We start from the raw sequence: 12,570 nt of genomic DNA, 5'->3' as shown, positions 1-12,570 counted from the left end.
AGCCTTGCTTAGAGGTGCGTTTTCTCATACTCGGTTATTTTTCCAATTCGGTTCGCATGACGGCCGCCTTCAAATTCTCCAGTCAGCCAAATCTCAGCAATATCACGTGCCAGTCCTGGCCCAATGACGCGTTCGCCCATCGCGAGCATATTGGAATCATTATGTGCACGCGTTGCGCGGGCACTAAAGGTATCATGTACAAGGGCACAGCGGATGCCTTTTACCTTATTGGCTGCAATGCTCATCCCAATCCCCGTACCACAAATCAAAATACCCCGATCAAACTCACCGCTTGCTACCTTTTCAGCTACAGGCAATGCATAATCCGGAAAATCCACTGATGTTTCACAATCACAGCCAAAATCTACGTATTCAATCTTTAATTCATCCAATAAATTGGCGATTTCCTTACGTATATTGACACCGCCATGATCTGACGCTAATGCCACTTTCATATAAATCCTCCTGTTCCTCTTATCATAAAATTCAAAAAACGAATGGTTGTGTCCTCCCCAACAAACAAGCTTTGCTTTCATCAGCATACTGCCTGTCCAAGGATAATCTGTATTCATTTTGACACACCGACCCAAAAATTTAAAGCAGAAACCTTCATCATCTTAGGTTTTTAAATCCAAAAACAATAGCCCTCTTTTTCATAAGAGAGCTCTACCTTGTTTATTCTTATTTAGTTTTTTCAAAAAAGCTTTACGCCATTCGCCATTCACTGTGATTTAAATTTTTCAATCGCCTTATCAATTAATTTCTCTAATTCGCGATATGTCTCCTCGTACATCGCAAGACTGCCGCCGTATGGATCAACAACATCCTGATTGCCGGTTTCGCCGATATACTCCTTCAAGGTAAACACCTTCATCACTGCCTGAGGAAGCTGCTGCTGAATCGCGAATTTGTGAGAACTCGTCATCGTTAAGATGAGATCGGCCCACTGGGCGGCCTCCGCTGTTAGCATTTGTGAGCGATGATTATGCGGGACTTGATTGTCATCCAGCACTTGTTTCGCATGGGTGGACGCCTCACTGCCGTTTGCCGCATAAATCCCAGCCGACTTTACCTCAACATCAGCAAGTTTTTTATTTTTTAAAATCGCTTCTGCCATCGGACTCCTGCATGTATTTCCTGTACAAACAAACAAGATATGACGCAACCTGAGTCGCCCCCTTTCCTTAGAATTTTACCCTAGAAATGGTTAAATGAACCAGTTTTTTTAAAATAAACCTAAGTAGCGGCCGGCTTTAACTAGGGACCGTTTCCCCATCATCTCTAGTCTAGCATATTTAGAAAAAAGTTTTAAATGATTCATAGTTTCTATTACCAAATTTGTGCAAGCAGCTTTAAACCAAACCCAAGTAGAATGGTTCCTCCTAAAGCCTCGCTATAGGTCCCAAGCCAGCCTTGAACCTTTCTTCCGAGCAAAAGGCCTGCCCATGTTTGTACGGTTGCCGCGATTCCAAAGCACAATAGAACCATAATTGTTTTGGCTCCATAGATCCCTAAGGTCAAACCAACTGAAAAACTATCAAGACTCACACTTAATGCAAATAACAGTAAGCCGAAGCCTACTGGTGTGATTACCTTCGCTTCTTCTTTTTTCATGGTCGACCAAATCATTTGCACACCGAGAACAATAAGGAGCAAGCCCCCGATTATCGTTGCAAAGACGCCGAATTTTTCTGAGAGAAATTTTCCTGCTACGAGACCTAAGAGTGGCATCCATACATGGAATAAGCCAATCGTCAGGCCAATATTAAAAATCTTCCTCAGCCGCAGTTTGTACATTCCCATGCCAAGACCAACCGAGAAGGCATCCATTCCAAGTGCAAATGCCATTATTATTAGTGTTAAAAGTTGGCCAACCATTTCTGACATTCATCTACGCCTCCTTGGACTAACTATCCTAGCCTATGCACGTCCAATCGGAATTAGAAGTGAGATTGGCAAAAGGTTTCCAAGGCAGGACCAAAACCGTAAGCACTTTGAACAGCCCCGATATAGGGCGACTTGTAGACTGGACAGCGAAAGCAAGGACAGAGATTAGTCGCCCTTAATGCGTACAGAAAGCAATAGCTTTCTGTAGCCAAGTATAAGACGCTCAGGGAAAGAAGGCGTTCTTTGTCTTCATTCCCTGAGTGGCTGTAAACCATCGAGGGGCTAGGCGCTGGAGCTGGACGTCGACAGTCCTTTTATTAGCAGTTATCCACAAGCGAGAATTTTATTATTTTCTAAACGTAAAAAACACCGAAGCTCCTCGCGCGGAGGTTCGGTGTTATTCGGTGATAAGCCTATGGCCCGCTGCCTTTTCAAGACGGTTCATGATGGCATGTCCCACGCCTTCATTCGGGAAAATTTCGCTAAAAATAATATCCACTTGCCCCTGGTTGAAGCTTCGTAACGTATCATAGAGAGCGGCCGCAACAGTATCAAGTTCGGTCCTTCTGCCACATGATAGAACCAGTTCAGCCTCATAAAAGCCGCGATTTTCCTCCGTCGTCAACACACCAACCCGGAGCCCTTCCGCTTGCTTCTCTGTTGCTAATTTTTGCAAAAATTCCTTCGGGCCTGCCACCATATAAAGCGGGGCATTTGGCGCGTAATGCTGATATTTCATGCCAGGTGCCTTTGGACGTGCGGACTGATCCTTTAAGGCCGCATCCTCTTCAACTTCGCCGACCACTGCCTCGAGCTGCTCTTTTGTTACGCCGCCTGGTCTTAAGATCACGGGGATCCCAGCGGTACAATCGATAACAGTTGATTCAACACCCACGCCTGTTACCCCGCCGTCCAACACACCAGCAATTTTTCCATTTAAATCATCTAGTACATGTTCAGCCTTAGTCGGGCTCGGCTTTCCAGAACTGTTGGCACTAGGGGCAGCGATCGGCAATCCACAAGATTTCAACAGCGCCAGCGCGACCGGATGATCCGGCATCCTAACCGCCACTGTGTCGAGATTAGCAGTTGCCTTTTCAGACAAAACGCCTTCCTTCTTTTTAAAAATAATCGTCAGCGGTCCGGGCCAAAAGGCATCGATTAATTTTGCCGCCGTTTCAGGGACTTCGGTTACAAATCTACTAAGCTGGCTGCGATCGGCGATGTGAATTATTAACGGATTATCTCCAGGCCGTCCTTTCGCTGCGAAAATTTTAGCGACTGCTTTATCATTTTCGGCATTACCGCCAAGGCCGTAAACAGTCTCTGTTGGCAGGGCGACAACTTCATTTTTTCTTAAAAAATTAGCTGCATCCACAACCTGTGGATTATTTTCAAGATTATCCACATATTTATCCACTTTCCAAACATTTGTGTTCATAGTTATCCACCTTTATTGATGACGAGACTTTTATCGAATTTTGGCGAATTTACACGGAAAAACTCCTATTTGTTCACCTTGTACGTTTGAAAGTATAAAAGAAGGTGGGTATAAATACAAGTTTTATCCACAAATTGTGTATAACTTCTTTGAAAAAGTGGATAACTTTGTGGATTAATCCACAACTAGATAGAAAATTTTAAAAATAATGAGTTATCCACATTTAAAACGTGTCGAATATGCTCAGATGTATAAAATTCTGTGGGTATTGTTTCTCGTTGGATTTTTTGAAAGCCCATTAATTCAAAAAATGGCAAGGCCACACTTTTATTTGTTGCCAAAAACAAGCTTTTCATCCCTTTTTCTTTTGCTAATTGGACCATTTGGTCAAAAAGGATAAAGATTTCTTTATCGGCTTGTCCAGGTGAAACCACCAGTGAACGCAGCATGCCGTGTTCATTGAATGCCTCCATACCAAGTGAACCGCGGATTGTGCCGTCCTCATTTTCTAATAGGAGGAAATAGTCAATCGTTTCTGCGGTTAGTCCATCGGTTCCTAGGTTTGCTCTTGTCAGGAACTCTCGTATATTTTCCAAATCTTCTTGATTAGCTCTGCGAATTAATGACTGCATCCTATCCACCTCGTTTAAAAGATTCTACTCTATTACTATGAAAAACTAGAGATAATAGAACTGCTGGATGCGTAATTTTTATTAGAAAAGCGTAAGGCGCCCACCTATCAGCTTACAAAAAAACCAGTCCGGCGCTGGACTGGTTTAGTTAAACATTTTCTCCCACATTTCCACTACGAAGAACTTTACCTTTACTGGTTCTTCGTCCCTAGCTGTATAAATAGGTTCCTCTTTCTTCGCTGCCTTCTTGGCCTTTTTTACTTCTTTTACATGCTTCTTTGTAATCTGTACTTCCTCTGTTTGTTTTTTCTCGTCTTGTAATTCTACTTCAGGCTTCTTTTCTACTTGGACTTCATCTACCATTGTTTTTTCTACTTGGACTTCTTCTACCGGTTTCTTTGACTCTTGGACTTCCTCTTCCACTTTCTTCTGAATTTGAGTTACTTCTTTCACAGGTTGTTCCACTTCTTCTACTGTTTCAGACTGTTCATCTTCCACTGCTATAGGGGCAGATGTGACGACAGCCTCATCTGTTTTAACATCCTCCTGTTTCTTTTTACTAATGGTTTCAGCTTTTGCCACATGCTTTTCCTCAAAGCCATCGCTTACGGCAACACCATTTGAAAAATCAAGGAAGCATAACGGCGGGTATAATACACACCACCAGTTCGCCCCCTCACCTTTGCCTAACGTAATCAAGATCGCTTGGTATTCCCCGGCTGGATATAAGTACTGGCCATATAATTTAGTTGGAAAGCTAACTTTTCCAAACTCGACCTTTACAGACTGATTGGATCCTTGTTCATGGACTACTTTTTCTGCAATTTCCTGAATTTCCGGAAGCTTGCCATTGATGACCTTCTTTGCTTCGTTCATGGAGGTCAAATCTTGCACCCAAACTGTGATTTGCGCATTAACGGCATCGCGCACCTTGCGTTTGATGGCTTGATCCTCTTCAAAGTCACTGTTTGCCAAAATCCTGAGGCGAATGGCTTCCCCTGGTATGACGATCGAATCCTTTGTTGCTGCTTCAGTCTTTGGCATATATAAATTCAACATTGTTCCCAATGATAAAATGACTAAGTATCCCCAAACTATTAGTTTACCTCTCATCTCTAGCACATCCCCTTTGCCCTTCGATAGTTTCATTTTGGACAAAAAATAAGAATCTTAAACTAGTAAATTTGAAAAACTCTATTAAAATGGGGAGAGCACTGAAAAAGTCCTCAAAATGTAAGTTGTGCATCAAAATTGTCTGTTGATTTCCACTCCAGGCGGCAATCGGTTCGCGGGCGCGTGCCGGGGAGCCTCCTCGGCGCTTAAGCGTCTGCGGGGTCTCCCCTGCCACGTACTCCCGCAGGAGTCTACGCCGCCTTCCGCTCCAATCAACAGAGTTCTTTTACTTAGTCTAAATTAAAAAAGGATGTTAAACCCAAATTGAGTTTAACATCCTTTTATTTCGGCAAAAACCATCCGATCCCTGCCATTAATATCATTAACTATTTCGACACTAACCTTTGGAAAAGTTGTTCGCAACAGCTCTGCTACAGCTTCCCCCTGTCCCATGCCGATTTCAAAACAGACAAGAGCGGTTGGAGCGAGGACCTTTGGCAGCTCCGCCATAAAACGGCGGTAAAAATCCAAGCCATCATCACCAGCAAACAAGGCCCGATGCGGCTCATGCTCTGTTACAACCTCAGACATTGTTTCGATGTCTGCGCGTGGAATATAAGGCGGATTTGATATCACTACATCCAGTTTCTCACCATTCTCCATAAACGGCTGGAGCAAATCCCCCTGTATAAACCGGACATCCGCCCCAAGCCGGGCAGCATTCTCCCGTGCCACCGCAAGCGATCCCTCCGCAATATCAGTGGCCGTCACCTTAATGGTGCCTGTCACCGTTTGTAACGTCTCCGTATTATTATTGGTGCCTGTCACCTTTTTCACCTTTTGCATTGCCGCCAGCTGGTATTCCAGTTTCAACGTGATGGCGATGGCGCCGCTGCCTGTACCGATATCGGCTAAGCGGATTTCTTGGTGGCTGTTGAAGATATCCTTCATGCGCTGGAGTGTTCCATAGACGAGTTCTTCTGTTTCCGGCCGTGGGATGAGGACTTCGTCGTTAACGATGAAAGTCCGGCCGTAGAATTCTTCTGATCCAATTAGGTATTGGACCGGAACACCTTCTTTAACATGCTCCTGCACTGCCTTCTCAAACGCTTCCCAGACGCTTAGCTCTAAATCCTCTCGCATATTGGCAAACAACTGCGCCCGGGACATACCCGTAAAATGCCGGAGTAATAGTTCGCCGGCGTTCTCATCACGCCCCGCCTCAACTAAAAAAGAAGAAGCCCATTTTAGGGCCTCAAATACTTTTTTACTCATTAGATGCCTCTTCTAGTCTTTTTGCCTGTTCATCCATAATCAACGCATCAATGATTTCATCAAGCTTACCCTCAACAATTTGATCCAATTTTTGAAGTGTTAAGCCAATACGGTGATCGGTTACCCGATTTTGCGGGAAGTTGTACGTGCGAATTCGTTCAGAACGGTCACCGGTTCCAACCGCCGATTTACGAACCTGGTCATATTCAGCCTGTGCTTCTTGCTGGAATTTATCATAAACACGGGCACGTAATACTTTCATCGCTTTATCCCGGTTCTTATGCTGGGATTTTTCATCCTGGATTGAAACCATAATTCCAGTTGGAAGGTGTGTCAAACGAACGGCTGACATCGTCGTGTTAACGGATTGTCCGCCGGCGCCGCTTGAAGCAAACGTATCGAATCGGATATCTTTTTCATGAATTTCATATTCAAATTCCTCAGCTTCCGGCAAACAAACAACCGTTGCTGTTGAAGTGTGAATCCGGCCGCCAGATTCAGTTTCCGGAACACGCTGTACACGGTGGGCACCACTCTCAAACTTCAATTTGGAGTAAGCACCTTGACCATTAATCATAAAACTGATTTCCTTATAGCCGCCAAGTCCTGTTGGGCTGGCATCAATAAGGTCCGTCTTCCAACCTTGAGCTTCTGCATACCGGCTGTACATCCGGTAAAGGGTACCTGCAAACAATGCCGCCTCATCCCCACCGGCCGCACCACGGATTTCAAAGATAACGTTTTTGTCATCGTTCGGATCCTTTGGAACAAGAAGGATTTTCATTTTAGCCTCAAGCTCCTCAATTTGGGCCTCAAGCTCATTGACTTCTTCCTTCACCATTTCACGCATTTCGGCATCAAGCTTCTCATCAAGCATTGCCTTTGCATCTTGGAGCTGTTCACGAGCCTCTTTATATTGGCGGTAGGTTTGTACGGTTTCTTGTATATCAGATTGTTCTTTTGAGTATTCGCGAAGTTTTTTTGAATCATTAATAATTTCTGGATCGCTTAAAAGTTCGTTCAACTTTTCATAGCGATCTTCCACAGATTGAAGACGATCAAACACAGTTAATTCACCTCGAGTTTTAGTCCATAACATTCTAATTATAGTATAGGTGAAAACCCCCGTCAAAACCAAATTGAGGGAGAAATTTTTTATTGAGGCCAAGCCCTTTTTTTCATAAAAAAAACATGCCCTAAATCAGAGCATGTTACCTGCGGTCTTCTTGGACGCGTACTTCGATATTATAACGCGGGAGCGCTTTAACCAGCCTCCTATGAAGGCGCGCCTCCGCATCGTTTCTAGCTTTATCAGAAAGCATCCCTTTTTTATAAACAGTTACCCACATGCGGTCACCGTTAAGCCATATAGAGTCTGTTCTAAATTCATTTGTACCCGCAATCACTTGTTTTGCTTTGTTGATATCGTTGCCGTGATTGGTCGCACCTGCTTCACCACCGCTGCCTGTCCGTTTTAGATCAAGGAAGTTCGGGTTTTGATTGGTGATATCGTCTTCTACCATGTGCTGTTTGTTTTTACCGCGATCAGCTGTGGAATCTACATTATTATTACCACGGATGTTCATTTGGTCAGAATTCTTTTTGCGAAGGTTATTGGCATTATCATCCGAACCAAGGTAAGCTCCCTGACAGCCGCTTAATAGAAACATACACATGACACTTACGAGAGACATCCACTTTTTCAGCATTCTTACACCTCCCAATATTATCATGCCCGGCCCTGATGGATTTGAGCGAGAGAAATCTTTCCAAGGCTAAGTTCATTAGGAGGTATAAAGGAGATTCCGCCCCTGTTTTGAACATAATACCGTGAATTTTATAGGTATTTCCGCCGAATCTACCTATAATTCCGCCGATTTTAATCTTAATTCCGCCGAATTCAGCCAGTATTCCGCTCAAACCCGAGTTAATACCGCCAACCAGCCAAACACCGATATCCCACCTAAATCCAGCCACAAAAAAACTGCCTGAGAAATCAACCCTCAGACAGTGTTAACGGTGACAGGCACCAATTATTATTTTTTCACATCATTGCTAACCACGTTATCGGTGACAGGCACCCATTAGCGTGCTGGTACCGGTGATGTTTTTGGGACTTCGTGGTGGTGACGGCAGCGCGGCTCGTATGCTTCAGCAGCACCGACTAATATAACTGGGTCATGGTAGGATGCTGGACGGCCGTCGATCAAACGCTGTGTTCGGCTGGATGGTGAACCGCACACCGTACAAACAGCCTGAAGCTTTGTTACCGACTCTGCTACAGCCATTAACGCCGGCATCTGGCCAAACGGCTCGCCGCGGAAATCCATATCAAGGCCAGCACAAATCACTCGGTGGCCGCTGTCAGCTAACTGCTGAACTACCCGGACAATCCCCTCATCAAAAAACTGAACTTCATCTATTGCAATAATATCAATATCTGCCTCTACATGATGCAGAATCTCAATGGAATGGGAAATAGGCTTCGCATGAAAAGAAGTACCATTATGGGAAACTACAGACTGCTCACTGTAGCGATTATCAATTTTCGGCTTAAACACAGCTATATTTTGCTTTGCAAACTGAGCCCGCCTGACCCGACGAATCAATTCCTCTGATTTTCCGGAAAACATACTGCCACAGATAACCTCAACCCATCCGCTTTGTTTCATTAAATACATAAACGGTGTCTCCTTCCTATAACGAACCCTGTTACGACTATATGGTATATTTTTAGCTGAACTCTCAACTATATTTAAGTATTTTTCCTGCATATCTATGTGAATACTCTAATTTTTTTCAATAAAAAACAGGCAAGCCATAGGTCCTCTTGCCTGTTCCCCGAGTAATTATTGTTGTTGTTGTGACTTAAGGCCGTATTTTTTGTTGAAACGATCAACACGTCCGCCTGCTTCAGCGAATTTTTGACGACCAGTATAGAATGGATGACATTCAGAACAAGTTTCAACACGGATTTCATTTTTAACTGAACCAGTTTCAAACGTATTACCGCATGCACAAGTCACCTTTACCATTTTATAATTAGGATGAATTCCTGCTTTCATTTCTTTTCAGCTCCTTCCGCCCTGAATCATTCGAAACAGAGTTATATAAATGCTTATCTTTTCGAACAAGCACCAATTACATAAAAGACACTGCACCCATTATAACAAGGGTAACCCAATTTTGCAAGTTGGGATTTGTTGGTTTATTTTTGAAAAAGTAACCTATCTCAGGCCCTTTACACGGCTTGTCCTAAGCACAATCCACTACGAACGGCGGCTCTTTAACTCCTCGCTTAATTGAGCGAAAAATTCTTCATTCGACTTCGTCTGGCGTAATTTTTTCAAGAAGCGCTCGGCAAAATCTGGTGAATCAGACATCGATTTGCGAATCGCCCATAATTTATCCAAATGATCCTTCGGAATAAGCAGCTCTTCCTTACGCGTACCAGAGCGGCGAATATCAAGCGCAGGGAAAATACGGCGCTCCGCCAGCCCTCGGTCAAGATGCAGTTCCATATTACCAGTTCCTTTGAATTCTTCATAAATGACATCATCCATCCGTGAACCGGTATCGACAAGTGCCGTAGCAAGAATCGTCAAGCTGCCGCCCTCTTCAATATTACGTGCCGCCCCGAAGAAACGCTTCGGTCGGTGGAACGCTGCCGGGTCAATACCACCGGAAAGCGTACGTCCGCTTGGCGGGATGACCAGGTTATAGGCACGAGCCAAACGGGTAATACTATCCATCAGAATCACAACATCGCGCTTATGCTCCACTAAACGCATCGCACGGTCAAGCACGAGCTCAGCCACTTTAATATGGTTCTCAGGCACCTCATCAAACGTCGAACTGACGACATCACCAGCGACAGAACGCTCAATATCGGTTACCTCTTCCGGACGTTCATCAATTAACAGCACGATTAACTCGACATCAGGATGGTTGGTTGTAATGCTGTTAGCAATTTCCTTTATCAGCATTGTTTTTCCGGCCTTTGGCGGTGCCACAATTAGACCACGCTGTCCAAAACCAACCGGCGCCACTACATCCATAATCCTTGTCGACAGATGTTTTGGCGTTGTTTCCAGCTTCATTTGTCTATCTGGATACAGCGGAGTTAAAGCTGGGAAATAAACACGCTCTTTTGCTGATTCTGGGTCTTCCCCGTTGACCGCTTCCACATGGAGCAAGCCATAATAGCGTTCGTTTTCTTTTGGAGGTCGAACCTTACCGGACACCTTGTCACCGTTACGAAGATCAAAACGGCGGATTTGCGAAGCGGAAATGTAAATATCCTCTGAGCTAGGCGAATAGTTGATTGGCCGTAAAAATCCAAAGCCCTCTGATTGAATGATCTCGAGTACGCCTTCCATGAAGAAAAAGCCCTGTTGTTCGGCGCGAGATTTTAAGATCGCAAAAATTAGTTCTTTTTTCGTTAATTTGCTGTAGTAGGTTACTTTATATTCGCGAGCAAGCTCATAAAGTTCCTTCAGCTTCATATTCTCTAAACTTGAAATTGTTAATTCCATTTGTACACCACTCTTTAAAATTTTTCCAGCAAATCCGCTTGTGTTTAGCGAGAGATTGTCCAGTTAGATAATTATTAGATAATAGAGGAATTGAAAATAGAAGTAGAGAAAGAAATGAATAGGATTGCAGAATATATGCATATTAAAAACAATTACTATTTTACCCTCTGTACAAAAAATTAATCAACTAAAAAATATTTATTCCATTACTGGTAATAATTTCATACCCTTCTCAACTAAATCGAAGAGACTAGATGCAGTCAATCTAGCCTCTTCCACTGTGCTTACAGTGTTAATGGTGCCTGTCACCATTAACCTATTTTACGTGTTTTTAAGGTGTTCGAGCTCTTCTTTTGTCAGTGCTTCCCGCCATACAGTGGCACCGAGACCATTTAGTTTTTCAACTAAATTACTATAGCCGCGGTCAATATGTTCAAGACCGGTTACTTCCGTAATCCCTTCGGCTAACAGACCGGCAATCACAAGGGCTGCTCCGGCACGCAGGTCGCTTGCCTTCACTTTTGCTCCTTGCAGCTGTATAGGACCGTTGATAATCGCTGAACGTCCTTCCACCTTGATATTCGCATTCATTCTTCTTAGTTCATCAATATGTTTAAAACGGGCACCATAAATCGTATCGGTGACCACGCTAGAACCTGAGGCTTTTGTTAATAGAGTCGTAATTGGCTGCTGAAGATCAGTTGGAAACCCTGGATAAACAAGTGTTTTGATATCAACCGCTTTCAAATTGACCGAGCCATCCACATACACTTGATCATCGCTAGTCTCGACACGCACGCCCATTTCTCGGAGCTTGGCAATCAATGATTCTAGATGCTGCGGAATCACGTTATCCACCAATACTCCCTCACCTGCAGCGGCTCCTAAAATCATATAGGTTCCTGCTTCGATCCGATCCGGAATAATAGTGTGCCGGCAGCCATGCAAGGTTTCAACCCCATCAATTCGAATCACGTCAGTACCGGCTCCTTTTATTTTCGCGCCCATGTTCGTTAACAATGTAGCTACATCAATAATTTCCGGCTCTTTTGCCGCGTTTTCGATGATGGTCCGTCCTTTAGCTCGTACAGCCGCCAGCATAATATTAATCGTTGCCCCGACACTGACTACATCCAGGTAGATCCGGGCCCCGCGAAGTTCATCCGCACGCAAATAAATTGCGCCTTGTTCGTTCGTAATTTGCGCGCCAAGTGCTTCAAAGCCTTTAATATGTTGGTCAATCGGTCTTGGGCCTAGATAGCAGCCGCCAGGCAAGCCAATAACTGCCTTCTTAAAGCGCCCGAGCATTGCCCCCATTAAATAATAGGAAGCACGAAGTTTTTTTACTTTTCCGTTTGGCAGCGGCATTGAAATCATCGTTGAAGGGTCAACCGTCATTTCCTCATCAGTCATCGAGACATTCCCGCCGATTTCCTCGAGCAAATCTTTTAAGATTTCCACATCCGAAATGTGCGGTAATCCTTCGATTGTTACGGGTGATTCTGCTAAAATCGTAGCCGGAATTAAGGCAACGGCACTGTTTTTAGCTCCACTTATGCGGACTGTTCCTTTTAACGGATATCCGCCCGCAATTTTAAGTTTTTCCATTACTTGACTCCCTTCTAAGCCCACAAAGGTGTGTGAATGGCTGCCAGTACAGGACTTTTATTTTTAACACAAGCACTTC

The 12,570-nt window shown here is 44.1% G+C and carries 14 protein-coding genes; all 14 read right to left on the bottom strand.

Annotation, left to right across the window (positions count from 1 at the left end; translation table 11 throughout):
* Positions 1-8: 8 nt before the first annotated feature.
* Positions 9-455 (bottom strand): ribose 5-phosphate isomerase B, encoded by a 447-nt coding sequence (rpiB, locus tag AAHB15_RS18275; RefSeq protein WP_144566038.1) that lies wholly within the window; start codon positions 453-455, stop codon positions 9-11.
* Positions 456-721: 266 nt separating this feature from the next.
* Positions 722-1,165 (bottom strand): low molecular weight protein arginine phosphatase, encoded by a 444-nt coding sequence (locus AAHB15_RS18270; RefSeq protein ID WP_335573587.1) that lies wholly within the window; start codon positions 1,163-1,165, stop codon positions 722-724.
* 164 nt (positions 1,166-1,329) lie between these two features.
* Positions 1,330-1,887 carry a manganese efflux pump MntP gene (locus AAHB15_RS18265; protein ID WP_342043032.1) on the bottom strand — a complete coding sequence of 186 codons (558 nt, stop codon included), beginning with the start codon at positions 1,885-1,887 and terminating at the stop codon, positions 1,330-1,332.
* A gap of 397 nt (positions 1,888-2,284) precedes the next feature.
* Complete coding sequence (locus tag AAHB15_RS18260; protein WP_342043031.1) at positions 2,285-3,328, bottom strand: L-threonylcarbamoyladenylate synthase; 1,044 nt, start codon at positions 3,326-3,328, stop codon at positions 2,285-2,287.
* Between the two features lie 185 nt (positions 3,329-3,513).
* Complete coding sequence (locus AAHB15_RS18255) at positions 3,514-3,960, bottom strand: GNAT family N-acetyltransferase (protein ID WP_335573590.1); 447 nt, start codon at positions 3,958-3,960, stop codon at positions 3,514-3,516.
* Between the two features lie 144 nt (positions 3,961-4,104).
* Positions 4,105-5,073, bottom strand: coding sequence for a stage II sporulation protein R (spoIIR, locus tag AAHB15_RS18250; protein WP_335573591.1), 969 nt, complete (start codon positions 5,071-5,073; stop codon positions 4,105-4,107).
* A gap of 330 nt (positions 5,074-5,403) precedes the next feature.
* Positions 5,404-6,348, bottom strand: a complete 945-nt coding sequence (gene prmC / locus AAHB15_RS18245; RefSeq protein WP_342043030.1) for a peptide chain release factor N(5)-glutamine methyltransferase — start codon at positions 6,346-6,348, stop codon at positions 5,404-5,406.
* On the bottom strand, positions 6,341-7,414 hold the full coding sequence (gene prfA, locus AAHB15_RS18240) for a peptide chain release factor 1 (RefSeq protein WP_098527756.1): 1,074 nt from the start codon (positions 7,412-7,414) through the stop codon (positions 6,341-6,343). Before prfA ends, prmC begins: the two co-directional genes overlap by 8 nt.
* A gap of 145 nt (positions 7,415-7,559) precedes the next feature.
* On the bottom strand, positions 7,560-8,057 hold the full coding sequence (locus tag AAHB15_RS18235) for a hypothetical protein (protein ID WP_335573593.1): 498 nt from the start codon (positions 8,055-8,057) through the stop codon (positions 7,560-7,562).
* Positions 7,972-8,325: a hypothetical protein gene (locus AAHB15_RS18230; RefSeq protein ID WP_335573594.1), complete on the bottom strand. Its 354-nt coding sequence runs from the start codon at positions 8,323-8,325 to the stop codon at positions 7,972-7,974. Before AAHB15_RS18230 ends, AAHB15_RS18235 begins: the two co-directional genes overlap by 86 nt.
* Positions 8,326-8,432: 107 nt before the next feature.
* Positions 8,433-9,029: a thymidine kinase gene (locus AAHB15_RS18225; protein ID WP_098527754.1), complete on the bottom strand. Its 597-nt coding sequence runs from the start codon at positions 9,027-9,029 to the stop codon at positions 8,433-8,435.
* 168 nt (positions 9,030-9,197) lie between these two features.
* Positions 9,198-9,413 (bottom strand): 50S ribosomal protein L31, encoded by a 216-nt coding sequence (gene rpmE / locus AAHB15_RS18220; protein WP_144566047.1) that lies wholly within the window; start codon positions 9,411-9,413, stop codon positions 9,198-9,200.
* Between the two features lie 204 nt (positions 9,414-9,617).
* Positions 9,618-10,883: a transcription termination factor Rho gene (gene rho / locus AAHB15_RS18215; protein ID WP_098527752.1), complete on the bottom strand. Its 1,266-nt coding sequence runs from the start codon at positions 10,881-10,883 to the stop codon at positions 9,618-9,620.
* A gap of 321 nt (positions 10,884-11,204) precedes the next feature.
* Positions 11,205-12,491: a UDP-N-acetylglucosamine 1-carboxyvinyltransferase gene (locus AAHB15_RS18210; RefSeq protein WP_098527751.1), complete on the bottom strand. Its 1,287-nt coding sequence runs from the start codon at positions 12,489-12,491 to the stop codon at positions 11,205-11,207.
* Between the last annotated feature and the right edge of the window lie 79 nt (positions 12,492-12,570).

The organism is Bacillus sp. OTU2372 (genome assembly GCF_038440275.1).
GTDB lineage: Bacteria > Bacillota > Bacilli > Bacillales > Cytobacillaceae > Neobacillus > Neobacillus bataviensis_B.
Note: the sequence above shows the minus strand (reverse complement) of the source record. Positions and strands in the feature narration are given on the sequence as shown.

Bases quoted from the DNA above. Each gene is read 5' to 3' on its own strand.
- rpiB (WP_144566038.1), bottom strand. From the start codon at position 455: ATGAAAGTGGCATTAGCGTCAGATCATGGCGGTGTCAATATACGTAAG.
- AAHB15_RS18265 (WP_342043032.1), bottom strand. From the start codon at position 1,887: ATGTCAGAAATGGTTGGCCAACTTTTAACACTAATAATAATGGCATTT.
- AAHB15_RS18260 (WP_342043031.1), bottom strand. From the start codon at position 3,328: ATGAACACAAATGTTTGGAAAGTGGATAAATATGTGGATAATCTTGAA.
- AAHB15_RS18255 (WP_335573590.1), bottom strand. From the start codon at position 3,960: ATGCAGTCATTAATTCGCAGAGCTAATCAAGAAGATTTGGAAAATATA.
- spoIIR (WP_335573591.1), bottom strand. From the start codon at position 5,073: ATGAGAGGTAAACTAATAGTTTGGGGATACTTAGTCATTTTATCATTG.
- prmC (WP_342043030.1), bottom strand. From the start codon at position 6,348: ATGAGTAAAAAAGTATTTGAGGCCCTAAAATGGGCTTCTTCTTTTTTA.
- AAHB15_RS18235 (WP_335573593.1), bottom strand. From the start codon at position 8,057: ATGCTGAAAAAGTGGATGTCTCTCGTAAGTGTCATGTGTATGTTTCTA.
- AAHB15_RS18225 (WP_098527754.1), bottom strand. From the start codon at position 9,029: ATGTATTTAATGAAACAAAGCGGATGGGTTGAGGTTATCTGTGGCAGT.
- rpmE (WP_144566047.1), bottom strand. From the start codon at position 9,413: ATGAAAGCAGGAATTCATCCTAATTATAAAATGGTAAAGGTGACTTGT.
- rho (WP_098527752.1), bottom strand. From the start codon at position 10,883: ATGGAATTAACAATTTCAAGTTTAGAGAATATGAAGCTGAAGGAACTT.
- AAHB15_RS18210 (WP_098527751.1), bottom strand. From the start codon at position 12,491: ATGGAAAAACTTAAAATTGCGGGCGGATATCCGTTAAAAGGAACAGTC.